Annotated in this window: 21 protein-coding genes; 13 read left to right on the top strand and 8 right to left on the bottom strand. The window is 58.5% G+C overall.

The genetic code is table 11. The features are described 5' to 3' along the window. Window positions 1–156: 156 nt before the first annotated feature. From LIY36_RS25495 to xylB, 6 genes are all read left to right on the top strand, one after another. Window positions 157–702 carry a hypothetical protein gene (locus LIY36_RS25495; protein WP_192300115.1) on the top strand — a complete coding sequence of 182 codons (546 nt, stop codon included), beginning with the start codon at window positions 157–159 and terminating at the stop codon, window positions 700–702. Window positions 703–1,095: 393 nt separating this feature from the next. Beyond that, window positions 1,096–2,628, top strand: coding sequence for a sugar ABC transporter ATP-binding protein (locus LIY36_RS25490; protein ID WP_226457596.1), 1,533 nt, complete (start codon window positions 1,096–1,098; stop codon window positions 2,626–2,628). Next, window positions 2,621–3,601: an ABC transporter permease subunit gene (locus LIY36_RS25485; RefSeq protein WP_192300113.1), complete on the top strand. Its 981-nt coding sequence runs from the start codon at window positions 2,621–2,623 to the stop codon at window positions 3,599–3,601. Before LIY36_RS25490 ends, LIY36_RS25485 begins: the two co-directional genes overlap by 8 nt. A gap of 37 nt (window positions 3,602–3,638) precedes the next feature. Beyond that, a complete protein-coding gene (locus tag LIY36_RS25480) occupies window positions 3,639–4,571 on the top strand; it encodes an ABC transporter substrate-binding protein (protein WP_226457595.1) in 933 nt (310 codons plus the stop codon). A gap of 21 nt (window positions 4,572–4,592) precedes the next feature. After that, on the top strand, window positions 4,593–5,585 hold the full coding sequence (locus LIY36_RS25475) for a LacI family DNA-binding transcriptional regulator (protein ID WP_226457594.1): 993 nt from the start codon (window positions 4,593–4,595) through the stop codon (window positions 5,583–5,585). A gap of 16 nt (window positions 5,586–5,601) precedes the next feature. Then, window positions 5,602–7,065 carry a xylulokinase gene (gene xylB, locus LIY36_RS25470; RefSeq protein WP_226457593.1) on the top strand — a complete coding sequence of 488 codons (1,464 nt, stop codon included), beginning with the start codon at window positions 5,602–5,604 and terminating at the stop codon, window positions 7,063–7,065. A gap of 59 nt (window positions 7,066–7,124) precedes the next feature. Here xylB and LIY36_RS25465 read toward each other — a convergent pair whose 3' ends face one another. Beyond that, the gene (locus tag LIY36_RS25465) at window positions 7,125–7,565 is read right to left on the bottom strand and encodes an Lrp/AsnC family transcriptional regulator (RefSeq protein WP_192300109.1); all 441 of its coding nucleotides are present in this window, start codon (window positions 7,563–7,565) and stop codon (window positions 7,125–7,127) included. Between the two features lie 109 nt (window positions 7,566–7,674). Here LIY36_RS25465 and LIY36_RS25460 point away from each other — a divergent pair, with 109 nt between their 5' ends. Further along, window positions 7,675–8,580 (top strand): DMT family transporter, encoded by a 906-nt coding sequence (locus LIY36_RS25460; RefSeq protein ID WP_226457592.1) that lies wholly within the window; start codon window positions 7,675–7,677, stop codon window positions 8,578–8,580. Here the strand turns inward: LIY36_RS25460 and LIY36_RS25455 are convergent. Together LIY36_RS25455 and LIY36_RS25450 are read right to left on the bottom strand one after the other, a co-directional pair. After that, window positions 8,558–10,537: a peptidase U32 family protein gene (locus LIY36_RS25455; RefSeq protein WP_192300107.1), complete on the bottom strand. Its 1,980-nt coding sequence runs from the start codon at window positions 10,535–10,537 to the stop codon at window positions 8,558–8,560. The two genes, LIY36_RS25460 and LIY36_RS25455, sit on opposite strands and share 23 nt — an antisense overlap. A 229-nt stretch (window positions 10,538–10,766) precedes the next feature. Next, complete coding sequence (locus tag LIY36_RS25450) at window positions 10,767–11,153, bottom strand: RidA family protein (protein ID WP_226457591.1); 387 nt, start codon at window positions 11,151–11,153, stop codon at window positions 10,767–10,769. A 185-nt stretch (window positions 11,154–11,338) separates the two neighbouring features. Here LIY36_RS25450 and LIY36_RS27700 point away from each other — a divergent pair, with 185 nt between their 5' ends. Further along, window positions 11,339–12,694: a methyl-accepting chemotaxis protein gene (locus LIY36_RS27700; protein WP_268945375.1), complete on the top strand. Its 1,356-nt coding sequence runs from the start codon at window positions 11,339–11,341 to the stop codon at window positions 12,692–12,694. 49 nt (window positions 12,695–12,743) lie between these two features. On the opposite strand, the gene LIY36_RS25435 is transcribed toward LIY36_RS27700, so the two are convergent. The 5 genes from LIY36_RS25435 to LIY36_RS25415 form a co-directional block, all read right to left on the bottom strand. After that, window positions 12,744–14,066, bottom strand: coding sequence for an OprD family porin (locus LIY36_RS25435; RefSeq protein WP_226457590.1), 1,323 nt, complete (start codon window positions 14,064–14,066; stop codon window positions 12,744–12,746). Between the two features lie 467 nt (window positions 14,067–14,533). Further along, complete coding sequence (locus LIY36_RS25430; protein WP_226457589.1) at window positions 14,534–15,403, bottom strand: isocitrate lyase/PEP mutase family protein; 870 nt, start codon at window positions 15,401–15,403, stop codon at window positions 14,534–14,536. A 175-nt stretch (window positions 15,404–15,578) separates the two neighbouring features. After that, the gene (locus tag LIY36_RS25425; RefSeq protein ID WP_226457588.1) at window positions 15,579–16,286 is read right to left on the bottom strand and encodes a hypothetical protein; all 708 of its coding nucleotides are present in this window, start codon (window positions 16,284–16,286) and stop codon (window positions 15,579–15,581) included. Continuing rightward, window positions 16,283–17,500, bottom strand: coding sequence for an AAA family ATPase (locus tag LIY36_RS25420; protein ID WP_226457587.1), 1,218 nt, complete (start codon window positions 17,498–17,500; stop codon window positions 16,283–16,285). The genes LIY36_RS25425 and LIY36_RS25420 overlap by 4 nt, the downstream gene beginning before the upstream one ends. A gap of 406 nt (window positions 17,501–17,906) precedes the next feature. Beyond that, window positions 17,907–18,797, bottom strand: coding sequence for a LysR family transcriptional regulator (locus tag LIY36_RS25415; protein WP_192300101.1), 891 nt, complete (start codon window positions 18,795–18,797; stop codon window positions 17,907–17,909). 167 nt (window positions 18,798–18,964) lie between these two features. Between LIY36_RS25415 and LIY36_RS25410 the strand changes: the two genes are divergently transcribed. From LIY36_RS25410 to LIY36_RS25390, 5 genes are all read left to right on the top strand, one after another. Continuing rightward, window positions 18,965–20,047 carry a 4-oxalomesaconate tautomerase gene (locus LIY36_RS25410; protein ID WP_226457586.1) on the top strand — a complete coding sequence of 361 codons (1,083 nt, stop codon included), beginning with the start codon at window positions 18,965–18,967 and terminating at the stop codon, window positions 20,045–20,047. A 44-nt stretch (window positions 20,048–20,091) separates the two neighbouring features. After that, complete coding sequence (locus LIY36_RS25405; protein ID WP_226457585.1) at window positions 20,092–21,423, top strand: dicarboxylate/amino acid:cation symporter; 1,332 nt, start codon at window positions 20,092–20,094, stop codon at window positions 21,421–21,423. 141 nt (window positions 21,424–21,564) lie between these two features. Continuing rightward, on the top strand, window positions 21,565–22,869 hold the full coding sequence (locus LIY36_RS25400) for a CitMHS family transporter (RefSeq protein WP_192300098.1): 1,305 nt from the start codon (window positions 21,565–21,567) through the stop codon (window positions 22,867–22,869). Window positions 22,870–22,960: 91 nt separating this feature from the next. After that, the gene (locus tag LIY36_RS25395; protein WP_226457584.1) at window positions 22,961–24,214 is read left to right on the top strand and encodes an OprD family porin; all 1,254 of its coding nucleotides are present in this window, start codon (window positions 22,961–22,963) and stop codon (window positions 24,212–24,214) included. An 80-nt stretch (window positions 24,215–24,294) separates the two neighbouring features. Further along, the gene (locus LIY36_RS25390) at window positions 24,295–25,968 is read left to right on the top strand and encodes a methyl-accepting chemotaxis protein (protein ID WP_226457583.1); all 1,674 of its coding nucleotides are present in this window, start codon (window positions 24,295–24,297) and stop codon (window positions 25,966–25,968) included. Window positions 25,969–26,001 lie beyond the last annotated feature (33 nt).

The following is a 26,001-nucleotide window of genomic DNA, read 5'->3' as shown; positions in this document are numbered from 1 at the left end:
TTCGCCCCCCAGCGCGGGGCAAGCCCGCTCACTACAAGGGCAACAGCTCGCACAGGGGGAGGGTGCGCTTTGCGCTGATTTGGTGCGCGAACAAACTTGAACTTCATCCGGTGCCCCTTCTTCTAACAGGACTCGACCTCCCCACGGAGCACCGCCGTGCCCAGAATCATCTCGCCGCATTCCCCGGAAACGGCCCTGACCGACCACAGCGAACACAACGCCAAGATCTTCGGCTCGCCCAAGGATCGCCTGGACTTCTACCGCCGTGAGATCCAGTACGAAACCACGATCCTGGCCAACCGCACAGACGCCTACCTCACCGCGCAATCCTTCCTGGTCATCGCCTTCGTCTCCGGCATGGGCAACCTCAACCCCGAGTGGGGCAAGTTGTTCACCCTGGTGGTGCCGGCGTTCCTGGTCTTGCTCGGCATTCTCAGTTCGCTGAACGCCTGGCCGGGGATTCGCGCGGCGTATGAAATCATCGACCACTGGCACTACAAGCAAAGCGAGCTGTTGCGCAGTGAACCGGTGATGGGCCTTGCGTACGACGATTCACCGCTGTTCTGCGAAACCGAGTCGTCCCACAAGGGCTACCGCAAGTCGCTGCTATTCTCAATGCGTGCGCCGTGGCTGTTTATGGTGTTCTGGCTGTTGCTGGGCGCCTATGCGTTTTATATCCAGGTGGACAACCCGGGTTCATAGAGGTGTGGATCATGTCGGATGAACGTGAGCAGGAACCGGAAGAGGAACTCAACGACCCCGGCAACGAAGACCCGGGCTCGCTGATGGATGATGCGCAGGTGCCGCTCATCGAAGAGCAGGAGCCTTAGCGCACCGCTCCAACAGCCATGACTGCCCCGCACCCTGCAAGCTGATCGCACCCAACCTCCTGTCCCAAGGCCAATGGCGGCGCTGTGGCTACCACTGCGCGCGATGGACTGTGCGTGCGCACTAACCGGACTTTCGCACAAAAGTCGTTGGTGAAACGTTTCTTCAAGCACAAAAACAGCTAAGCAAGCGCTTGCGCAAGCAAAAGCTTCTGTTTTAGAGTCGGCCCCGCTCGACCACAAAAATAATAAAACCAGGAGCTCAGCCATGAGCCTTGAACCCTTGCTTGAGATGCAGGGCATCAGCAAAACCTTCAACGGTTTGCGTGTGCTCAAGAATGTCGGCCTGAAGGTCTACCCCGGCGAAATCCACGCCTTGATGGGGGAGAACGGCGCCGGCAAATCCACCTTGATGAAAATCCTCTCCGGCGCCTACCAGGCCGATCCCGGCGGTGAAATCCGCATCGCCGGCCAACCCGTCGCCAGCTTCGATCCTGCCACCGCCAAAACCCTCGGCATTGCCGTGATCTATCAGGAACTGAGCCTGTGCCCCAACCTCAGCGTGGCCGAGAACATCTACCTGGGGCGTGAACTGCGGCGCGGCTGGACCATCGACCGCAAGGGCATGCAGGACGGTTGCCGCGAGGTGCTGCAGCGCCTGGGCGCCGAGTTCACGGCGGCGACGCGGGTCAGCAGCCTGTCGATCGCCGAGCGCCAACTGGTGGAAATCGCCCGCGCCCTGCATGCCCACGCCAAGATCCTGGTGATGGACGAACCGACCACGCCGCTGTCCTCCCGCGAGACCGACCGCTTGTTTGCGTTGATCAAGCAACTGCGCAGCCAGGGCCTGGCGATCATCTATATCAGCCACCGCATGGCCGAGATCTATGAGTTGTCGGACCGGGTCTCGGTGCTGCGCGATGGCCAATACATCGGCGAACTGACCCGCGACGCGCTGTCGGCCGAGGTGCTGGTGAAAATGATGGTGGGTCGCGACCTGTCCGGCTTCTACAAGAAGGAGCACGCCGCCTATAACCCCGGAGACGTGGTGATGCGCGTGCGCGACATGGCCGACGGCAAGCGCGTGCGCAATTGCAGCTTCGACCTGCATGCCGGTGAAGTACTGGGCATCGCCGGGTTGGTGGGGGCAGGGCGCACCGAGCTGGCGCGGCTGATCTTTGGTGCCGACCCACGCACCCACGGCAGCCTTGAAGTGGTCGGCAAGAATGTCACTCAACTGCGCACCCCGGCGGACGCGATCCGCGCCGGCGTGGTGTACCTCACCGAGGACCGCAAGGCCCAGGGCCTGTTCCTCGACATGAGCGTGGCCGACAACATCAACGTCTGCGCCTGCGTGCCGGACGCCCACGCCGGTGGTGTGCTGGATCGCGGCCACGGCGCGCAGCGTGCCAGTGAAGCGATCAAGGCACTGTCGATCCGGGTGGCGTCGGGCAAGGTCAATGTCGGCGCGTTGTCCGGCGGCAACCAACAAAAAGTGCTGCTGGCGCGGTTGCTGGAGGTCAAGCCGCATGTGCTGATCCTCGACGAGCCGACGCGGGGCGTAGACATCGGCTCCAAATCCGAGATCTACCGCATCATCAATCAACTGGCGCAGGCCGGCGTGGGCATCGTGGTGATCTCCAGCGAACTGCCGGAGATCATCGGCACTTGCGACCGTGTGCTGATCATGCGCGAAGGCCAGTTGGTCGCCGAGGTCGGCGGCGCATCCGGTCAGGTTATTTCCCAGGAACGCATTATTGACCTCGCCACGGGTGGCGATCAGGTGGTGGCCAATGGCTGAATTGCAGATGACGACAACAATGGGCAAGGCAGAACGTGCACGTGAGTTGATGCGCACGGTAGGCATGTTGCCGGTGCTGGTGCTGTTGCTGGTGGGCTTTGCCCTGGCCAGCGAAAACTTCCTGACTATGCAGAACCTGTCGATCATCACCCAGCAGGCCTCGGTCAATGTGGTGCTGGCGGCGGGCATGACCTTTGTGATCCTCACGGCGGGCATCGACCTGTCGGTGGGCGCGATCCTGGCGGCTTCGGCGGTAGTGGCGTTGCAGGCGTCGATGTCGCCGCAGTTCGGCATGTTCGGGATCGCGGCGGGCATCGGTTTTGGCCTGTTGCTGGGCTTGGTCAACGGCGGCTTGATCGCGTTCATGCGCCTGCCGCCGTTTATCGTCACCCTCGGTGCGCTGACTGCCATGCGCGGTTTGGCGCGCTTGCTGGCGGACGACAAGACCGTGTTCAACCCGGACCTGCCGTTTGCCTTTATCGGCAACGACTCGATCCTCGGCGTGCCGTGGCTGGTGGTGATTGCCGTGGCGGTGGTGGGGTTGTCGTGGTTCATCCTGCGCCGCACCGTGATGGGCGTGCAGATCTATTCGGTGGGCGGCAATCCGGAAGCGGCGCGGCTGTCGGGGATCAAGGTGTGGAAGGTGTTGCTGTTCGTCTACGCCATGTCCGGCGCATTGGCCGGGCTCGGGGCGGTGATGAGTGCTTCGCGGCTGTTCGCGGCCAACGGCCTGCAACTGGGCCAATCCTATGAGCTGGATGCGATTGCCGCAGTGATCCTCGGCGGCACCAGTTTTACCGGCGGCGTCGGCACTATCGGCGGCACGCTGATCGGGGCCCTGATCATTGCGGTGCTCACCAACGGCCTGGTGCTGCTGGGGGTGTCGGACATCTGGCAATACATCATCAAGGGCATCGTGATCATTGGCGCGGTGGCGCTGGATCGTTATCGCCAATCCGGTGCACGCACCTGATTTCACTCGTACAACAACAATCACAAGAGAGACCCGTATGAACTTCAAACGCGTATTTCCCGTTATTGCCCTGGCGGCCCTGATGTCCCAAGCCGTCGAGGCGCGTGAGTTGAAAGCCCTTGGCATCAGCATGGGCTCGCTCGGCAACCCGTACTTCGTGACCCTGGCCGATGGCGCCACGGCGCGGGCCAAGGCGCTGAACCCCAACGTCAAGGTCACCTCGGTGTCAGCCGACTATGACTTGAGCAAGCAGTTTTCGCAGATCGATAACTTCATTTCGTCCAAGGTCGACCTGATCCTGATCAACGCCGTCGACCCGTCGGCCATGGCCTCGGCGATCAAGAAAGCCCGTGACGCCGGGATTGTCGTGGTCGCCGTGGATGTGGATGCCAAAGGGGTCAACGCCACGGTGCAGACCGACAATGTCGAAGCCGGCAAGCTGGCCTGCCAGTACCTGGTGGACAAGCTGGGCGGCAAGGGCAATGTGATCATCCAGAACGGCCCGCAGGTCACGGCCGTGACCGACCGCGTCAAAGGCTGCAAGGCGGCGCTGGCCGGTGCGCCGCAGATCAAGGTGCTGTCCGACGACCAGGACGGCAAAGGCTCGCGCGAAGGCGGCCTGAATGTGATGCAGGGCTACCTCACGCGTTTCCCGAAAATCGACGGTTTGTTCGCGATCAACGACCCGCAAGCCATCGGCAGCGACCTGGCCGCCAAGCAACTCAAGCGCAGTGGCATCGTCATCACCTCGGTGGACGGTGCGCCGGACATTGAGAACGCGCTGAAGACCGACACGCAGATCCAGGCCTCGGCCAGCCAGGACCCATGGGCCATGGCGCAGACGGCGGTGGATGTGGGCTACGACATTCTGAATGACAAAGCCCCTGGCGAAGCGGTTACCCTGCTCACGCCAAAACTGATCACCCGCGACAACGTCGGTACGTACAGCGGTTGGTCGAGCAAACATTGATCGATTAAGGGGAACAGCAACGTGGTGACCATGGATGACGTGGCCAGCCGGGCAGGGGTGTCGACGTCAACCGTGTCCCACGTGTTGAACGGCACCCGCAAGGTCAGCCCGGCCTCGGTGCAGGCGGTGCAGCAGGCGATCCAGGCGTTGGGGTACATTCCCAACACCCTGGCGCGCTCGCTGGCGCGGTCGAGCACCAGCACGATTGGCGTGGCGATCTCGGCGCTGTCCAACCACTACTTCAGCGAAACCGTGCACGCCATTGAAAGCGAGTGCGCCAAGCACGGCTACATGATGCTGTTTGTCGACACCCACGACGATCCGGAGCAGGAACTGCGAGTGGTCACGGCGCTGCATCACCGGCGTGTCGACGGGGTGATCCTTGCGCCGTCGAACGACTCGCAGGCGCTGGAGTACCTGCGCACCAACCAGATCCCAGCAGTGCTGGTGGACCGCATGATGAGCGCACAATTCGATCAGGTCGGGGTGGAGAATACCCAGGCCACCCAGGCCCTGATCACCCATTTGATTGGCCACGGGCACCGCCGCATCGGTTTTATCGCCGGGCGTACGGGGTTCAGCACCACGGACGAGCGGGTTGCCGGCTATAAGGCTGCTTTGCAGGCGGCGGGGTTGGCGTTTGATCCGCAGTTGCTGGTCAACGGCGGCTCTAACACCGAGCCGGCACGCCAGGCCACGGTGCAGTTGCTCGGGCTGGATGCACCGCCCACAGCAATCATGGCCGGGAACAACCTGATGACCCTTGGCGCGATGCACGCCCTGCGTGACGCGCAGCTAGAGGTGCCAGGACAGATGGCCTTGGTGGGATTTGATGATTTTGACTGGGCCGATTTTTTCGTGCCGCGCCTGACGTTGATTGCCCAGCCGGTCAACGACCTGGGCGCGTGTGCGGTGCACCTGCTGCTGCAGCGCATGGCGACACCCGAGGCAACGCCGCACAGCGTGCGCCTGGCGCCGAGCCTGCAACTGCGCAATTCATGTGGCTGTATCTGATTGGAATGACACGCGTATGAGCCGTCCTGTTTCCCTCGGCATAGACCTCGGCACTTCAGAACTCAAGGCGATCCTGATGGACCTTGACGGCACGGTATTGGCCCACGCCGGCGTGCGATTGAGTGTGTCGCGGCGCCACAGTGGCTGGTCCGAGCAGGCGCCGCAGGACTGGTGGCAGGCGTGTGTGCAGGCGTTGGCGCAACTGCGGGCGCACCCGGCCTTTGCCCGGGTGGCGTGTATCGGCTTGTCCGGGCAGATGCATGGTGCGGTGCTGTTGGGGCGGGACGACCGGGTGTTGTATCCGGCGATCCTGTGGGACGACTCCCGTGCCATCGCTGAGGCTCAAGAGCTGGGCGCGGGCTTTGCAGACGTCACCGGTAGCCTGCCGATGGCCGGGTTGACCGCGCCTAAGCTGCTGTGGCTGCAACGCCAGGAGCCTGAGGTGTTCCAGGCAATTGACTGTGTGTTGTCGCCCAAGGATTACCTGCGTTTGCGCTTGAGTGGCGAGCGCGTCAGCGAGATGTCGGATGCCGCCGGTACGCTGTGGCTGGATGTGGCGAACCGTGAATGGTTCAGCCCGATGGTTGGCGCCAGCGGCCTGGTGCTGCAGCAGTTGCCGAGGCTGGTGGAAGGCGGCGCGGCCAGCGCCGTGCTGACCGCGACCGGCCTGGGCTTGCCTGCCGGGGTGGTGATCGCCGGTGGCGGGGGCGACAACCCGGTGGCCGCCGTAGGCATCGGCGCGATCAATGCGGGTGACGGGTTCATCACCCTGGGCACCAGCGCTGCGATTGTGGCAATCACCGATCACGCCGCCGGCAATCCGGCCAGCGCCGTGCACAGTTTCTGTCATGCGCTGCCCGGACGCTGGTACACCATGGGCGCGATGCTGGCGGGTGCCAGTTGCCTGCGCTGGGTCACGCGGCTGACCGGCACGCGGGATGAGCAGGCGTTGCTGGAGCAGGTGCAGGCGCAACTGCCGATCGCACAGGTGGTGCCACTGTCGGCACCGCTGTTTCTGCCTTACCTGGCTGGAGAACGCACGCCGCATAACGACCCGTTGCTGCGCGGTGGATTCATGAACCTGGGCCACGACTGCACTCCGGCGCTGCTCGGGTATGCGGTGATGGAGGGGGTGGGCTTTGGTTTGCTCGATGCGTTGCACGCGGTGCAATCGGCGGGGGCCCGCGTCGGCGCGTGTGCCTTGGTCGGCGGCGGGGCGCGCAGTGAGTACTGGGCGCAGCTGTTGGCCAACATCCTGCAGCGGGAGATCTTCACGTTGTATGGCAGTGAGTTGAGCGCGTGCGTGGGGGCGGCGAAGCTGGGGCTCATGGCGATCGGGCAGGGCGCCGAGTTGCTGCAGGCGGGGATGCCGGTCAAGGCGCGTTACCAGCCGGATGTCGGGCAACAGCCGCTGCTGGAGGCGCGCTATCGCAAGTTCAAAGGTTTATTGGGGGCAGCCAAGACACTGCACGGCTTGTAGTGAGCGGGCTTGCCCGCGCTGGGGGGGCGCAGTACATTTCGAGCGCGGGGAAAGCAGCGTTACCTATCAAGCGGCGGCAAGCGGCGTTTGACCGGGGTTTTCTTGACGATGGCGGTGTTGGTCTCGGCATACACGTTGAGCCGGTCGAGCAGGCTGTCCAGCTGTTCCATGGTGCGCACATGCAGGCGTGCGATGAAGCAGTCGTCGCCCGTGACCTTGTCGCACTCGGTGAACTCGGGAATCGCCTGGATCTGGCGTTCGACTTCCTGCAATTTGCCGGGCAGGGGACGGATGCGCACGATGGCTTGCAGCAGGTAGCCGAAGTGTTTGGCGTCGATGTCCACCGTGTAGTGGGTCAGAACACCGCGTTCTTCCAAGCGCCGCAAGCGCTCGCCGACGCTGGGCGACGACAGCCCGGTGATGCCCGCCAGCGCCTTGAGGGACAGGCGTGAGTCGTCCATCAAGGCGGCGATCAGTTGCTGGTCGATGGTATCGATCATGGTTTCTGCCTAATTAGTAAAGGTGATCCAGGGCTTTGGCCTTTTTTAGGCGCTGGAGCCGTTACCCAGCAGATTGCCATAATTGAGCCTCATTTGAGGAGCAGCAAATATGGACACATCCATCCGTCGCGGTTCGTGGGAAATGGTCGCCGCCATGCTCATCTCGGGCACCATTGGTTGGTTTGTACTGGTGTCGGGCGTGTCGGTGATCGAAGTGGTGTTCTGGCGCTGTGTCATCGGTGCGCTGACACTGTTGCTGGTCTGTGCCGTGCTCGGCTACCTGCGCCTGTCGCTGCTGACGTGGGCCAGGCTCGGGCTGGCGATGCTCAGCGGCGTGGCGATCGTCGGCAATTGGTTGCTGTTGTTCGAATCCTATTCCCGCGCGTCTATTGCCATCAGTACGGCGGTGTACAACGTGCAGCCGTTCATGTTGGTGCTGTTGGCGGCGCTGTTGCTTGGGGAGAAGATCACTGCGCAGAAGCTCGCGTGGCTGAGCGTAGCGTTCCTTGGGATGTTGGCGATTGTCACTGCCCATGGCGAGCAGCAAGCCGGTGGCGGGGACTATCTGGCGGGGATTGCGTTGGCCTCTGGCGCGGCGTTTTTGTATGCGATTGCCGCCTTGATCATCAAGCGCTTGAAGCAAGTGCCAGCGCATTTGATGGCGTTGATCCAGGTCACCACCGGTGCATTGTTGCTGGCGCCACTGGTGACGTGGAGCAACCTGCCGGTAGCGCCCACCGCCTGGGCAGCGTTGGCGACGCTGGGCGTGGTGCACACGGGTGTGATGTATGTATTGCTGTACGGTGCGATCCAGAAACTGCCGACCGCGTTGACCGGCGCACTGTCGTTCATCTACCCGATTGCGGCGATCTTCGTCGACTGGATCGCCTTCGGGCATCGCCTGGGTTGGCTGCAATGGCTGGGAGTGGCGGCGATTCTGCTGGCAGCGGCGGGGTTGCAGCGGGGCTGGTGGTGGCCCCGCTCCCAGAGGGTTAGTGCGTACCCTGGAAAATAATGTTTTCCGGGTTGAAATGCTCCACTGCGCTGCCCGGTTGCGGCAGACCGAGGATATGCCCCTTGATCTTGCCCACCACGTGCATCTCGCAGGGTTTGCAGTCGAACTTGAGGGTCAGCACTTCGTCGCCGTGGATCAATTGCATGGGCGCGACCTTGGTCTTCACGCCCGTCACGCCCTTGGCCTGTTTCGGGCACAGGTTGAACGAGAAACGCAGGCAGTGCTTGGTGATCATCACCGGCACTTCGCCGGTTTCTTCGTGGGCTTCGAAGGCGGCATCGATCAACTTCACCCCGTGACGGTGATAGAAATCGCGGGCTTTCTGGTTGTAGACGTTGGCCAGGAACGACAGGTGCGCGTCCGGGTACACCGGCGGCGGGGTGGTTTCGGCTTTGCGCCCACCACGCGGGTGCGCGGCAACGCGGGCGGCGGTCAGCGCTTCAATCACTTCGCGGCGCAAGGCCTTGAGCTGCGAATTGGGGATGAAGAACGCTTGCGGCGCATCCAGCTGGATGTCGGTGGCGTGGTATTCGGTGGTGCCCAGTTGGCCGAGCAGGTCGCGCAGGGTGTCCAGGGCCTGTTCCGGCTTGTTGGCCACGCCGAACGGGCCGGGCAGGGTGACGCTGGCGCTGATGCCTTCTTCGCTGGTCGCGGTGACTTCCAACTGCGCTTCACGCAGGCGTGCAGCCCAGGTCAGGCCGATACGGCGCTCGGACGAAGTCTTGAGCAGTGCCTGTTGCCAGTTGTGGTCCAGGTTGCGGTTCAGCGGGTGGTTGGGGCGCAATTGATACAGGCCGGCCGGCATTTCATTCGGCTCGACGCGGTAGCGGTAACGCTTCTCGCCGTCTTCCTCGAACTCGCCCTTGGGCTCGGCAATGTTGGCGCGGAAACCCACGACCTCACGCTTGACCAGCACATTGAGACCGTCGCCGTTGGACAGCGGCTCATGGGTCACCACCTGCAAGTCGCGCTTGCCGGTTTTTTCCACCACACCCACCGGCAGGCCGGTGAAGGTCGGGGTATCGAAGGCGCCGATGTCGATCTTGCGGTCGGTGACGAAATAGTCGGTGCTGCCCCGGTGGAAGGTTTTTTCCGGGTCGGGCAGGAAGAAATGCGCAGTACGGCCGCTGGACGCACGGGCCAGGTCCGGGCGGTCTTCGAGCACTTCATCGAGGCGCTGGCGGTAATAGGCAGTGATGTTTTTCACATAGCCCATGTCCTTGTAGCGGCCTTCGATCTTGAACGAACGCACACCCGCTTCGACCAGCGCGCGGATGTTGGCGCTCTGGTTGTTGTCTTTCATCGACAGCAGGTGCTTTTCAAAGGCCACGACGCGGCCCTGGTCGTCTTTCAAGGTGTACGGCAGGCGGCAGGCCTGGGAGCAGTCACCACGGTTGGCGCTGCGGCCGTTCTGCGCGTGGGAGATGTTGCACTGCCCGGAGAACGCCACGCACAGGGCGCCGTGGATGAAGAACTCGATGGCGGCATCGGTTTCATCGGCGATGGCGCGGATTTCCTGCAGGTTCAGCTCGCGGGCGAGGACCAACTGCGAGAAACCGGCCTGGTCGAGAAACTTGGCGCGGCCCAGGGTGCGGATGTCGGTCTGGGTGCTGGCGTGCAGCTCGATGGGCGGAATATCCAGCTCCATCACGCCCAGGTCTTGCACGATCAACGCGTCGACGCCGGCGTCGTAGAGCTGATGAATCAGCTTGCGCGCGGGTTCCAGTTCGTTGTCATGCAAGATGGTGTTGATCGTGGTGAAGACGCGGGCGTGGTAACGGCGGGCGAATTCCACCAGTGAGGCGATATCGCTCACCTCGTTGCACGCGTTGTGACGGGCGCCAAAGCTTGGGCCGCCGATGTAGATGGCGTCGGCGCCGTGCAGGATGGCCTCGCGTGCGATGGCGACATCGCGGGCAGGGCTGAGCAATTCAAGGTGGTGCTTGGGCAAGGACATAGTTTTTTTAGTCAGGCTTGTCACGGTTGAGGCGCGCATTGTAGCTGTGAAACGCTGGGGGGGCACCTACCACAAGGCTGACGGGTGTTTCCTGAGCCTTGGGATTGCAAACCCAATCAAATGTGGGAGCGGGCTTGCTCGCGAATGCGCTGGATCAGTCAAAGATCTATTGACTGACACACCGTATTCGCGAGCAAGCCCGCTCCCACATTTTTTGGCTGCGCCTGGCTTAGGCTTTTGCGGCCATTGCGGTGACTTCGACGCGCATGCCATCGACGGCCAACGCGGCCACGCCAACGGCTGCCCGCACCGGCCACGGCTTGGCGAAGAAGCGCTTGTAGACGTCATTGAACGCGGCGCGATCGGCCATATCCGTCAAGTAGATCGTCAGGTGCATGACCCGGTCCATGGAACTGCCGGCCTTTTCCAGGGCGACTTTCAGCGCTTGCAGGGTGCATTCGCTCTGCAAGGTGATGTCGCCCAGCTCCAGGCTGCCGTCGGCACGGGTGGGGATCTGGGTGGAGACCAGGATGCCGTTGAAGCCGATCACGTCGGAGGAAATCGAATCTGCATCGGGGTCGGGGTCGGGGGTGTAGTGCAGGTCGTGGTTGGCCATGGGGGCTCCGCTCAGGTCAAAGGGTCGCCAGTTTAAACACAGGGGCAGGGTGGGTCACGGTGGCGATGCGTAGCGTGTAAATATTGACGTCAATTAATAAATATTTTTTCCGTGTCAAGTCCGTTTTTTTTACGCCGATACTAGACTCAGGCACTACAGAATCACGCTTGAGCGAGGGGTACGTCATGTTCAATAAAGTCTTAAAAACAGAACTGGCGGCCAGGACGGCCGACGTCACTGAATATAAGGGGCTGATCGCCGCGCTCGAGCGCTCCATGGCGGTGGTCGAATTCGACCTGACCGGCAAGGTCTTGCGCGCCAACGAAGTTTTCCAGAACACCCTGGGTTACAGCGCCGCGCAATTGATGGGCAAGTCCCACCGCGACTTCTGCTTGCCGGAACTGACCGGCAGCCCGGCTTACACGGAATTCTGGAACGACCTTCGTGCTGGCAAGTTCGTGTCGGGCACCTTCAAACGAGTGGATTCCAACGGAAAAACTGTGTGGTTGGAGGCCAGCTACAACCCGGTGCTGGATACCCAAGGCCATGTGTTGAAAGTGGTCAAATACGCGCTGGATGTGACGCAGAAAGTCGAACAGGAAGCGGCGACCCGCAGCAAACTCGCGGCGCTGGACCGGGCCATGGCCGTGATCGAGTTCGACTTGAATGGTCAGGTGCTCGACGCCAACGAAAACTTCCTGCACGTCATGGGCTATTCCCTGGCCGAACTCAAAGGCAAACATCACCGCATGTTTTGCGAACCCGCATTGGTCAACAGCAGTGAGTACAGTGACTTCTGGCGACGCCTGAACAACGGTGAGTTTTTCACCGGGCAATTCAAGCGCATCGGCAAGCATGGTCGCGTCGCGTGGTTGGAGGCCAGCTACAACCCGGTGTATGACGGCGATGGCAAACTGCTCAAGATCGTCAAGTTCGCCAGCGACATCACCGAGCGGGTAGAGAAATTCGAGGAAGATTCCCGTGGCGCGTCGCGGGCCTATCACATCTCCTCCGAGACCGAGCGCTTTGCCGAGCATGGCACCCAGGTAATCCAGGAAACTGCCAGCGAGATGCGCCGCATCGCCGACAACATCGGTGCATCGGCACGACTGGTGGGGCAGTTGGGCGACCGTTCCGAGCAGATCACGGCCATCGTCAACACCATTCGCGGTATTGCCGACCAGACCAACCTGTTGGCGCTCAACGCAGCGATCGAGGCGGCGCGCGCGGGCGACCAGGGGCGCGGGTTTGCGGTGGTGGCCGATGAGGTCCGGCAACTGGCCGGGCGCACCAGCCGCTCGACGGCGGAAATTGCCGAGATGATCGGCATGATCCTCTCGGAAACGCGTGACGCGGTGACCAGCATGAACGCCACCCAGGAAGGCGCGCAACGGGGTGTGAACCTGGCCGATCAGGCCGGTTCTGTGATCCTGCAGATCCGCACCAGCACCAGCGATGCGGTGCAAGCGGTGAGCATGTTTGCGTCGAAGCTGGATGAGTCGGAAGTCATTCCCAAGACCGCAGTAGGCTGGGTGGGGTAGCACGGTCATGAGCCGGCCGGCGCCCTGTCGGCCGGCTCAGTGTGGTCGCCTACAGCAAGGTAAACGGATAGTCGACAATCAGCCGCAGCTCGTTCAACTTGCCATCGCCCTGGTCGGCGTTCGACGACACGATGGCATCACGCACCCGTAGCGACAGGTTCTTCGCCGGGCCGCTCTGGATCACGTATTTGGCTTCCACATCGGTCTCGTGATGCGCGCCGTCCGAGCCATAGTCGTTGGCGTAGGCGCTGTGAGCCGGTGTGTGGGTGCCGTCGATGTCCGAGCCGTTGATGTAACGGCCCATGAAACTCAGCCCAGGCACGCCATAGCTGGCCATGTTCAGGTCATAACGGATGCCCCAGGACTGCTCGCCGGGCCCGTTGAAATCGCCCCACTGCACCGAGTTGGCGAGGAACACTGAATCGCCGCCTTCGCCCGCACCGTTGTTGCCGGTGCCGATGTAGTCAAACGGCGTATCGCCATGCACTTTCTGGAACGACAACGTCAGCGTGTGTGCCTGCCAGAACGAATAGGCCGCCGCCACCGAATAAGTGGTGTTGTTGATCGCCCCGGCCTTGGCGCTGCCGGTGTCGAGGGTGCGGTACAGGTTGCCGTCCAGGGCCAGTGACTGGTCCTGGCCCAAGGGGATCACGTAGTTGAGGTTGGTGTAGTACTGGCGCCAGATGTCCTCCAGTTCGCCGGCATACAGCGTCGCGCTCAGTGACGGGCTGAAGGTGTATTTGCCGCCGACAAAGCTCGCACTGTTGGCGGCGATGTTGGCGTAGGTCGCGTAGATGTCGTGGTCGTGGTTGCTGGTCATGCCGCTGTTGGTGCTGGTGAAGTGCCCGGCTTCCAGGTCGAGGCCGGCGATTTCGCTGCTGGTCAGGTCGAAACCGGTAGCCGTTTGCGGCAACAGGCGGGTGCCGCCGGTAGCGAAGACCGGGGCGGTGGGCTGCATGTCGCCGAACTTGAGCTGGGTCTTGGAGATTTTTACCTTCACCGCCGCGCCCACTGAGCCGTAGGCATTTTCTGGATCGCCGTTGCGGTCGGTCGGCAAGTTGCCAGTGCCGGCGTCGCTGTGGGTGGCGTCGAGTTTCAGCCCGCCGTAGGCATAGGCATCGACGCCGAAGCCGATGGTGCCCTGGGTGAAGCCCGAGGCATAGTTGAGCATCGCACCCTGGGTCCAGTCACGATTGTCGGCCTTGCCGCTCGCGCGGTCGCGGTCCATGTAGTAGTTGCGCAACAGCCCGGTGATGCTGCTGCCGTCGATAAAGCCTTTCGATTCGGCCTGGTCGCTGACTGACTCGGCCAATGCCATTTGACTGATACTGGCGCACACCGCCAGTGCCAGCAGACTGCTGTGTTTAAACATTTATTTAATCCCCAAGAATATTGAACGCGCGCGCAAACACCGCACTTGTTGGATAGCGCATAACATTGTTTTGGCAGATGTTTTCAGGTGAGGTCTTTCCGTTTTTATTGTCTTCGACGTGGCTGCCGAAGCTGATTCTAAGCAGAGTCTGCGTGGCCTGCAGCCAGGGGAAGGATGAAACTCGATTAATTAAACTTCACGGTATTTATTTGCTACCGGGTGTAGCGTGGAACTGTCTTAGCCGCTCTGCTTCGACAAAATCCTTTGGTTGCCGCCGCAGACTCTGCGGCGGATTTTTTTCGTGCGCGCGAGTTATTAGTTGGCTGCTTAGTTGCGGTTAGTAGCATTGGTGAGCAGGGCGCTCAGGGCGGGGGTGCGAAGGGGGGGGCGCTGGCGTGACGCCGCCAACGGTGGCGGTGAGCCCATGGCAGGAGGAGGGCATTCACCGCTTACCTGGCAGGTAAGGACTACTCTTTTACATCCATGAACTCTTGCGCCCACGCCACGTAACTCTCGGGCAACGTGTAGGTGTGCGTCAGTTCGGTAGCGCTGAGGTTCGAGGTGCTGTGAGTCAACTGGCGCTGGGCGCGCAGGCTGTCGTAGGTGGCCTTGATCGCGGCGAAATATGCACCGTGACCGGCAACCACCACACGAACGCCGAGGCTGGCCAGGCGTTGGGCGTCATGGAGTTTCGGGTTGCCGTAGGTCACCAGCATCAACGGTACCGTGAGGTTTTCTGCGATCTTCTCCAGGTGCTCGAAGTCACTGACACCGACCATGCAAATCCCATCCGCACCGGCTTTTTGATAGGCCAGGGTGCGCTCTATCACCGCTTCGGTGGGCAATACACCGGCGTTGGTGCGCGCAATGATCGACAGTTCCGGATCGACCCGTGCTTCCAGCGCGGCGCGGACCTTGCCGATACCTTCGTCGATGGAAATCAGATCCGTGGATTTACGCCCGAATTGTGCGGGCAGCAGCGTGTCTTCAATGGTCAACGCGGCCACACCGGCACGCTCAAGTTCTTCGACGGTGCGCATCACGTTCAGGGCATTGCCGTAGCCGTGGTCGGCATCGGCAATAAACGGCAATTGGGCGACGCGGCCGATGCGGGTGGCCTGTTCGACAAACTCACTCAGGGTGATCAAGGCAAAATCGGGGGCGGCGAGCACCTGCAACGAGGCGACGGAGCCGCCCAGAATGCCCACTTCAAAACCCAGGTCGGCGGCGATACGCGCGGACATCGGGTCAAAGACGGAAGCGGTTTCTACGCAGGTAGGCGTTGCAAGCAATTCACGGAAATTACGGCGCAGGGCGGTGTGAGACTTTTTCGGCATGATCTTTCCTGGTTGGGGCCTTTGACTGCATGGGATCAAAGCCGATGAGGGGAGGTGGCAGATTACCATGTAGGAAAAGGGAGGATTATGACGTTTGAGAATGGGGTATGCGGGGTAGGCATATTGCACCGTATTAGTGCGCGCTGTTGGTGCATGCACGCGGTATCACTTGCTCCTACTCCAAAGAAAGATTCATTTTTATTTTATGCAGGAAGTCAGCAATCTCCCTATTTTCTCCACTAGATAGCAGTTCAGAGAGACGATCGTCTATACGCTCGCTTAACTCTTTAACCGCCTCGTTCAAACTGCTCATTATTTCGAGCGATTCAAGGCTGGCTAGTTTGAGTTTGGCGTAAGTATTCTTGCCCTCTTTAGAACGATGATCATATTTTAATATATGTAAGTGCTCGGTTGATAGTTGCACAAAGCTCAAGTGATCCCCATAACTAAACGCTGGCTCATTAGGGTTGATAATGTCAAATACAAAGGGGTTTGCTCGGTCCACCGAGTTGTTTTTTACCATGTTGCAATCGATGCATGCGTAAAGCAAATTGCTAAGTTTAAATATTTGATCAGGGAATTTTGTTTTTCCATAAATATGTTCAATATGCCATGACATTCCGTGCTGGCCCAACGCTCGCCGACAATAACCACATCGCTTTTTTGCGCGAGCCTTCAGGCAAGACTTTACTTTGTCTCTTAAGCTTTCAATATTAGATATTTGGGTTTTATTTAATTTTACAGTGTGCCTTTTGAAATCATTCACCGCCACCGGCTTTGAAAAGCATGCCCAAGCCTCTACTGCCGATATATGCTTGCTTTTGATCAGCGCTTGAAGTACTTCAAGTGTCTCGCACTCATCTTCGCTTGCGATCGAGATCATGCGACTCTTCCGCCAAGGTGAGTTTCAATTAGTTTTATTGCCTGCAGTATGGTCTCTTTTTTTTCACCATATATACCTTTCTTATTTAAAAGAGCTTTAAGCGACTCAAGCCCTGCCGCAGGGGACGTTTGTGGGTCCGATGCATCAAGTACTGCCTCTGCGATTCTGAAGTCGACAGCGGTACTGTTATAAGTGGCAGTATCAAAAAAATCTAATGTCAGGCTCTCGCAACTGTCTATTTGCTTTGAATCTACAGGCGTATATTCATCAATATTTGCTGATTGGCCTTTTGACTCTATCGGGGGCAGTACAATTACGGCGTCCGTATTTTTGTCTTTTACCGCCTCGGAGACAATAATCGGCGAGTGAGTTGCAATAATCACATGGTAGTTGCTAAAGATGGACATCAATTTTGAAATAAAGCCGTGAAAATCAAGTTGCCATCTAAGATGGAGGCTGACTTCTGGCTCGTCAATGAGTACCAGCGAGCTATCTTCCGCATTCCCGATGATTTTCAGAGCCAGAGAAATACGATTCTGCTCTCCAGAACTAAGTTCGGTGTAGGGTGTTTCTTGTATTCCGTGTTTGATAGAGACTTTGACATCAGGGTTGAAGTCAAGAAAATCCCCTAGCGTGGCAGCATGGTCTATCGTCAGTTTACTTGCATCTATTTTTTTGTTGATAAGACTTACTAGTAACTCGCGGCTGGCAGTATTGAAAACATGGTTGAATGAGGTTTGCTTGAGTTTTCTCTGATCTACGAGCTTTGGAAGATCACGTTGTGTGAGTTCTTCTTTTTGAGATTTTGGAAATTGAATGTAAAAGCCCAGATTTAAAGTATCATCCAGAAGTTTGAAGAAAGCTCGCTTTCCTGGTTTATTGCATTGAATTAACAGCTTTGCAATATCCCTGTCTGAATTGGTGAAAAAAACAGCATTGGAGGAGCCGCGTGTTCCCAGATAGATTCTTCTGTGCCCGCGGGTAAATACAAAACGATCTCGAATGGTATTGCTGATACATAATATACTTTCGACGGGGGTTACTTCTTTTTCATCATAGTGCTCACAAATCTTAGCAAGCAATCTGCTCTTGCCTGTGCCGTTATTACCTATGATGTAACTGAAAAAGGGTGGTCCGTTTTCGCGGACCGAGTGCTCGATATTCCCAACCAGCTTGTCTAATATTTTTCCGTTTTTTCCACTGTCTGTAGTCATGACGCTGTCGTTCATCCCTTGGTGTCGCTATTCGCGTTCCTGATCGCTAACGCTGTTTTTTGCTTCTTGACCATAAGCGAGGCGAAGCGCCGGAAATAGTATCAGTTAGCTATCATTCAGGCCCACTCCTATGCCTTAATTTTTCTTTCCTGTGCCGGCAGAGCAAAGCACTGAAACCGTCGAGTCCAGACTTACCAAATGATTTTGGTTTTAGTGGAACAAAAAGGGCCTCGAGAGGGGCCCTTTTTGTTCGCGGAGATTGGCAGGTATGGATATGAAACTAGGCATGTGTGAGAGGCAATGGCGCCTGAGGCAATGCCGCGGCCATTTTTTTGGCCGGTTAATGCGTTTCCACTTCAACGCCGCTCGGCGGTTATCTCAACCCAGGCTAAGGGGAAGAAAGAGGTCACTGCTCCCACTGTTCCAGCAGTATCGAGACGAATTTTTCCGCTGCCGGAGAGAGTGAGGCGCCTCTTCGGTACACCAGTCCCAACGATCGGTTGACGATGGGCTCTATCAACGGGACGCTCACCAATGTTGGATGATCCTCAGCAGGCATTGCCAGGCTCGGCATCGCCGAGACGCCTAATCCAGCTTCTACCAGACCCAGCGATGTAGACAGGTGTTGCACCTCATAGAACCACTGTGGACGCCAGCTCAAGCCCGACAAAGCGTGGTCAAGCAGCATGCGGTTGCCGCTCAGGCGACCGACCCCGATAAGGCGGTAATTGCTGAGTTCCGACCAGGTGACTGCACTGCGCTCAGCCAGCTCATGGTCGCGTCGACACGCTAAAACAAAAGGCTCGTTGACCAATGGCACGAACTCTATGTCGGGGTGCTGGCCGCTCATCATGTTGATGCCAAAGTCGGCTTCGCCACGCAGAACAGCCTCCAGCCCTTCGTTTGCACTGAGATCGAGCAAGCGAATGCGGATTTGTGGATAGCGCTCGTTGTAGAGGCGGATCACCGTCGGGAGGAAGTAGAAAGCGGCGGTTGGGATACAGGCCAGGGTTACACGGCCGCTCTGCCGCTCCGCCAGCTCCCGGATGTTAAGGATCGAGTCGTCAAAGTCATCCAGTAAGCGTCGTGCCTTGGGTAGGAAGTCTCGCCCAACGCTAGTAAGACTTACCCTCCTTGTCGTGCGATCGAGGAGGGCTGTTCCTAATCCCTCTTCTAGCTTTTTCATTCTCCGACTTAGGGCTGGCTGGGAGAGATGCAGTGCATCGGCAGCTTCGTGGAAGCTGCCAAGTTCTGCGATTTTCACGAAAGATCGGATGTCGTTCAGCTCATAATTCACGTTTTTTATCTCAGAAGACGAGTGTTGTTCAGTCCGTTCATCCTAAAATCATCATTCGTCAAACGCAATAATCAGGCTGATATTTGCATTGGAAACAAATTTTAAAGCCTGCGACTCTTGCTCACAAGGCAACAATTACCCCGATTGATCAACAAGAGTCAGTATTCATGCAACGAATTCCCTGTGTGCTAATGCGCGGTGGTACTTCCAAAGGCCCGGTGTTTCTCGCCTGGGATCTACCTGTTGCGATCGACGAGCGTGATGAGCTGCTGCTCAACCTGATGGGTTCTGGCCATGAGCTGGAAATTGACGGCATCGGTGGTGGTAGCCCACAAACCAGCAAGGTGGCGATCGTCAGCCCATCCCTGCATCCTGAGGCGGATGTCGATTATCTGTTTGTGCAAGTCATGGTCTCCCAGCGTCGAGTCGACACCGCACCCAATTGCGGCAACATGCTGTGCGCCGTTGGCCCGTTCGCCATTGAGCATGGGCTGGTAAAAGCCTCCAAAGATCTGACTCGCGTGCGTATTCGCAACCTCAACACGGGGACTTTTGTGAACGCCGAGGTACAGACCCCCGATGGGCAGGTCAGCTATGAAGGCGACACCGCCATCGATGGTGTGCCGGGTACTGCCGCTCCTGTGCAACTGACCTTCCTGGATGCTGCGGGCAGCAAGACCGGCAAACTCTTCCCGACTGGGCAAACGCAGGATTTGATCGATGGCATTCCAATGACCTGCATCGATATGGCAATGCCGATGATGATCATCGAAGCCGGCCAACTGGGTAAGCGCGGTGATGAAAGTCCTGCTGAGTTGGATGCCGACAAAGAGTTCTTGCGCCGCCTGGAAGCCTTGCGACTGCAAGCCGGGTTGGCGATGGGCCTGGGTGATGTCAGTGACAAAGTGATTCCCAAGCCTGTACTGGTGTCTCCGGCCAAGGCTGGCGGCACCATCCAGGTGCGCTACTTCATGCCACACAACTGCCACCGCGCCTTGGCGATCACTGGCTCCATCGGCCTGGCCACCGCTTGTGTCACGCCAGGCAGTGTTGTCGCACAATTGCTCGGCGGGGCTAGCGAGCCGCGCTTGAAGCAAGTACGCATTGAACATCCAAGCGGCGGGATAGATGTCGTATTGTCCTACACCGGTGCTCAGGGTGAGACAATTCGTGCCTCGGTGGTGCGTACATCACGCAGGCTGTTCTCCGGTTTTGTCTACGCCACGGCTTCCCAACGACTCGCCGGATAATTTCCCCTAGTCATTGCCGTCTTTGCATCAGCACAATTCTAAAAATGGGTGATGCCATGAAAGTTGTAAAATCGCTCTACTTCCAGATTCTCTTCGCCGTGTTGTTGGGCGTGCTGGTCGGGCACTTCTGGTCGCAACAGGCCATTGCCTTGAAACCGCTGGGTGATGCCTTCATCAAGCTGATCAAGATGATGATCGCTCCGGTGGTGTTCTGCACCATCGTCACCGGTATCGCCGGCATGAGCGACAAACGTGCGCTCGGTCGCCTGTTGAGCAAGACCATGTTGCTGTTCCTGGCGTTGACCGTGATCAGTTTGATTATCGGCCTGGTGGCGGTCTACCTGTTCAAACCCGGTGTGGGCATGAACATTGACCCCACCCAGTTGAGCACCAAGGGCCTGACGCAGTACACCGATTCCGCCGCGAAGTTGGGAGTGGTCGAGTTTTTCATGCACATCATCCCCGATACTTTCATCGGTGCTTTCAATAAAGGTGAAGTGCTGCCGGTGTTGTTCATTGCGGTGCTGTGTGGTTTTGCTCTTTCAGCCATAGGCGAGCGTGGCAAGCCGGTACTGGATGTACTGGAATCCGCCTCGCACATGGTGTTCAAGATCTTCTCCTACCTGATGCGCGTTGCTCCGATCGGTGCCTTTGGCGCTTTGGCGTTCACTGTGGGCCAGTACGGTATTACCTCGTTGGGTTCGCTGGCCAAGCTGATCATGACGTTGTACATCGCCTGTGCCTTCTTCGTCTTTGTGGTGCTGGGCAGCATTTGCCGGGCGAATGGCTTCAGTCTCTGGAAGTTGCTGCGCTACTTGCGCGAAGAGTTCCTGGTGGTGCTAGGGACTTCCTCCACCGAGCCGGTGATGCCGCGAATGTTGGAAAAGCTGCAGGCCCTGGGTTGCAAAAAAGGTGTGGTGGGGCTGGTGCTGCCAACGGGTTACTCGTTCAACCTCGACGGCACGGCGATCTACCTCTCGCTGGCAGCGGTATTTATTGCTCAGGCCTGCAACATTGAACTGAGCCTGATGCAGACCGTAACCATGCTGGCCATCATGCTGTTGTCCTCGAAGGGTGCAGCAGGTGTCACCGGCGCCGGTTTCGTCGCACTGGCGTCGACGCTGACGGTGATCCATGACATTCCCCTGGCTGGCCTTGCCCTGCTGATCGGGATCGACCGCTTCATGTCGGAAGCCCGGGCGCTGACCAGCCTGGCCAGCAACGCCGTGGCTACCGTGGTGATGTCCATCTCGGAGAACGCCTGCGATCGCGAAACACTGCTGCGGACGCTGGACGGTAAACCTTCGCCCGCTGTGAACCCAACCCAGGTTCAGAACGCGGACTGGGATGGCCTGAGGGTCACGGAACACGTCTAACCGGCCGCGGCCGACTCTAGACCCTTTAATTACCTCAAGAACAACCCCCCGCCAGGTACCGTTGATCGGGCCATCTGGCGGGCACGGGGTCGTACGCCTGTGCGTCGGCCACGCTACTCATAAGAACAAGAGAACTTACCTATGCTCGCATTACTTGGCTTGGCCATGGTGGTGGTCTTCACCGTCCTGATAATGACCAAACGGTTGTCGCCGATTGTCGCCCTGACAGTGGTGCCGATTGTGTTTGCCGTCATTGGCGGTTTCGGTGGCACTACCGGCAAGATGATGCTCGATGGCTTGAAAATGGTCGCGCCTTCGGCTGCGCTTCTGCTGTTCGCGATCTTGTTTTTTGGCTTGATGATCGACGCCGGCCTGTTTGACCCGCTGATTCGCAAGATCCTCAAACGCGTCAACGGCGACCCGATGAAAATCGCTGTTGGCACAGCGTTGCTGTCGCTGGTGGTGGCCCTGGACGGTGATGGCACCACCACCTACATGATTACCTGTGCGGCAATGCTTCCCCTATACAAACGTATCGGGATGAATCCAATGATTCTGGCGACCATTGCCATGCTTTCTCTGAGCATCATGAGTGGCATGACCCCCTGGGGAGGGCCAGCGACCCGGGCGATCGCGGCGCTGGGCCTGGATGCCGGTGCCTATTTCGTGCCCTTGCTGCCGACCATGATCGGCGGTGCGATGTGGGTGGTCTTCACCGCCTTCCTGCTGGGTCGTGCCGAGCGCAAGCGTATCGGTAATATCCAATTGGAAAGCGGCGGCGGCGATTGCTACATCAAGGCGATTCTTGAAGACACTCCGCACAAGCGCCCGAAGCTGGCCTACGTCAACCTGCTGTTGGTGATCGCGGTGATGATCGCACTGGTGATGGGGATCATGCATTCCGCGATCCTGTTCCTGATCGGGTTCGTACTGGCGCTGATGATCAACTATCCGCAACTGGATATTCAGAAGGAGCGCATCCTTGCCCATTCGGGCAACGCGATGACCGTCGTACTTCTGGTATTTGCCGCCGGTATCTTTGCCGGGATTTTTTCGGGCACCAAGATGGTCGACTCTCTGGCGCAAACCCTGGTTGACTGGATTCCGCCGTCTTGGGGGCATCTGTTCCCACTGGTAGTGGCAATTACCAGCATGCCGCTGACCTTCGTGCTGTCCAACGATGCTTACTACTTCGGCGTGGTGCCCATCCTGGCGAATGCCGCTGCGGCGTATGGCATTGACCCGGTGGAGATCGCCCGCGCATCGATTCTCGGCCAGCCGGTACACCTGATGAGTCCGTTGGTAGCTTCAACCCTGTTGCTGGTAGGGATGGTTGATCGCGACATCGGCGACTTCCAGAGAGCCACCGTCAAATGGGCGGTACTCACCTCCCTGGTGATTACCGCGCTAGCCCTGCTGACCGGGGCGATCAGTCTCTTCACCTGAATTCGCCAACACCACCTGTTTTTTCCTGACGCGCCTCGCGAGCGAGGCGCGCACTGTCCTGCACTCTAAAAACAACAATGAGTAGTTTGCCATGACCACTTTGCACACCCGACGGGCGCTGTTTTCACTTCTTGGTTTGTTGCCGCTGACCAGTGCCAATGCAGAAGGATTTATCGATGACAGCAAGCTCAAGCTGCAATTGCGCAACGTCTATTTCAATGAAAATTTCCGCGACGAGCATGGCTTGAGTGCGAAATCGGCAAGGACGGCCAAGAGCGAGCGAACCGAGTGGGCCCAAGGATTTCTGTTGGATTACCAGTCAGGGTTTACCCCCGGCACCATCGGGTTTGGGGTGGATGCCCTTGGCCTGCTCGGGGTCAAGCTCGATTCCGGCCGTGGCCGCAGCGGCACTGGCTTGTTGCCCGTCCATGATGACGGTCGCGCGGCTGACGAATTCGCAAGCCTGGGTATGACTGCCAAGGTCCGACTGGCCAAGACCACGGTCAAATACGGCACCTTGTTACCCAAGACTCCAGTGCTGATCTACAACGATGCGCGACTATTGCCGCAAACGTATCAAGGCACACAGATCAGTAGCGTCGACATCGAGAACCTCACTCTCACCGGGGGTTACCTGGATCGATTCAAGCTGCGTGACTCCACCGACAGCATGCCGATCGTGCCCGACGGTTATCGCGGAGATAAATCAGGGGACTTCAGCTATGCCGGGGCCGAATACAAGTTGGGGAAAAGCGTTCGTTTGAGTTACTTCTACGGCGAACTGGAAAACTTTTATCGTCAGAATTTTGCAGGTATCCAGCACGATCTACCCTTGGGCGGCGGCGTGCTGACCAGTGATTTGCGCTACTTCAACAGTATCGATACGGGCTCTGCCTACGGGGGCAAGATCGACAACGACATGCTCAGCGGGCAACTGTCCTACGCCATTTCCGGCCATACCTTCGGTGGCGGCTACCAGACCCTCAGGGGTGATGCCGGATTGCCTTTTATCAGCGGTGCAACGATTTACTCCTTCAGCAACGCCGGCATAGGTAAGTTCGTCGAGGAGGATGAAAAAACCTGGATGCTCAACTACGGCTATAACTTTGCTGCCGTCGGCGTGCCGGGCCTGACGTTCTCCACCCGGTATCTGAGTGGTAACGACGGTAAGTCCAACACCGCGGTAAAAGAGTGGGAGCGTGATGCCGAACTGGCGTACGTCGTGCAACAAGGCACCTTCAAAGGTCTGGGTGTGCGGTTGCGTAACTACGTTTATCGCTCTGATTATTCCCGTGGCCGTGACAGCAACCGGATCTACTTTACCTACGACATCGCCCTCTGGTGATCTCCTGAACGCGGCCTTGCGATTGTCGCAGGCCGCCTCTTCTGCGGCGGCTTCATAGGATTGGGTAAAGGATTTCAACGATGTCGTTCAAAACCAAAATACTGTTGCTGACCTTATTACCCGTGATGTTGTTTGCTCTGGTTTTAGGTTTGAGCGCCCGCGGCACTTTGCAGTCCCAGGCCGAGCAGGAAGTCACTCAGACCCGCGAGCGACTGCTTGAGGAGAGCCGCATACGGCTCAAGGATTACGCGAGCATTGCGCGCACTTCTATAGCCGAGCTTTATGATCGAGCTGCTCCCGGGGATTCCTCCAGCCGGGCCTTGGCAATCAGCCGCTTGTCGAAAGTGAAGTATGGTGATGACGGCTATTTCATCGGGTATGACAGCCAGGTTGTGCGCCTGTTTCGCGGTGACAGCAGCGAAGGCGTCGGCATTAACATGAGTGACCGCAAGGACATCAACGGGATTTTCTTGAACCGTGAAATGGTTGCAGCGGCAAAAAATGACACTCACTTCGTCAACTATTCAGGTGGAGTGGTCAACACCGATAAAGTCGTGCCGAAGCTCGCATACAGCTTTTATTTGCCCAAGTGGGACATGATCGTGGTCACCGCGATCAACCTGGACAGCATTGAGGTTCAGGTCGCCAAGGTGCGGGCCGACGTTGATCTACGGGTACGCAATTTGATGTACAGCATTGCCATCACCGCTACCGCACTGATTGGCATTATTGGGGCTCTGACGCTACTGCTCGTCAGGCGCAGTTTGCGGCCCCTGACCCTGATCCGAACCCATCTTGACGAAATCGCGGCGGGTGAGGGTGATCTGACGCGGCGTCTGCCGCGTGTCAGTCGAGATGAGCTGGGACAACTTGCCGGTTCGTTCAATGCGTTTATCGAAAAGATTCACAGCCTGGTCAGCCAGATCGTTGCCATGAGCGAGCACTTGAATGGATCGGTGAGCCATGTGGCCGAGCAGAGCAGGCAAATCGACCGCGCTATGGATCAGCAGCGCCAGGAAACCGACCAGGTGGCTGCGGCGATAAACCAGATGTCATCGGCGGCACAAGAAGTGTCGGTCAGTGCACAAAGTGCTGCAGATGCAGCCGTCGAGACCGACAGACAGTCCCGCCACGCCAGGCAAATAGTCAATGGCAGCATGACTCGAATTCAGGCACTGGCCGTGGAGCTTGATGAGAGCGGTGTCGCCATGAAGAGTCTTCAAGACGATGTGACCGCAATCGTCACCGTGCTGGATGTCATTCGCTCGATTGCTGAACAGACTAATCTTCTGGCACTCAATGCGGCCATTGAAGCCGCCCGTGCCGGTGCTGCCGGGCGCGGGTTTGCGGTGGTGGCTGATGAAGTGCGAGCCCTGGCCAGTCGTACTCAGCGCAGTACCGAGGAAATCCAGGCAATGGTTGAGCGTCTCAAGGGCACCACGGGTGGCGTAGTCAGTGCCATGCACCAATCCACCCAAGCCGCTCAAGGTGCTAATGCTCAGGCCGATCAGGCGGGGGAGTTTCTGGGTAACACGGTTGAACTGATCGCCACTATCAATGCGATGAACGCACAAATCGCGAGCGCTGCAGAGGAGCAGACCTCGGTGGCTGAAGAGATCAACCGCGGGGTGCATCAGATCGCGCGCGCCATTGACAGCGTGGCCGGCCAGACTCAGCTCGGGGTCAAGACAGTCGATGAGTTGTATATGATCGGTAATCGTCTGCAAAGCTTGCTGGGACAATTCAAAATCTGATGCCGTGCTGTACGGCGCCAGTCAGGTCGATGG

The organism is Pseudomonas sp. AF03-9 (genome assembly GCF_020515815.1).
Classification (GTDB): Bacteria; Pseudomonadota; Gammaproteobacteria; order Pseudomonadales; family Pseudomonadaceae; genus Aquipseudomonas.
The sequence above is the reverse complement of the archived record's forward strand: the minus strand, read 5'-3'. Positions and strand labels throughout refer to the sequence as shown.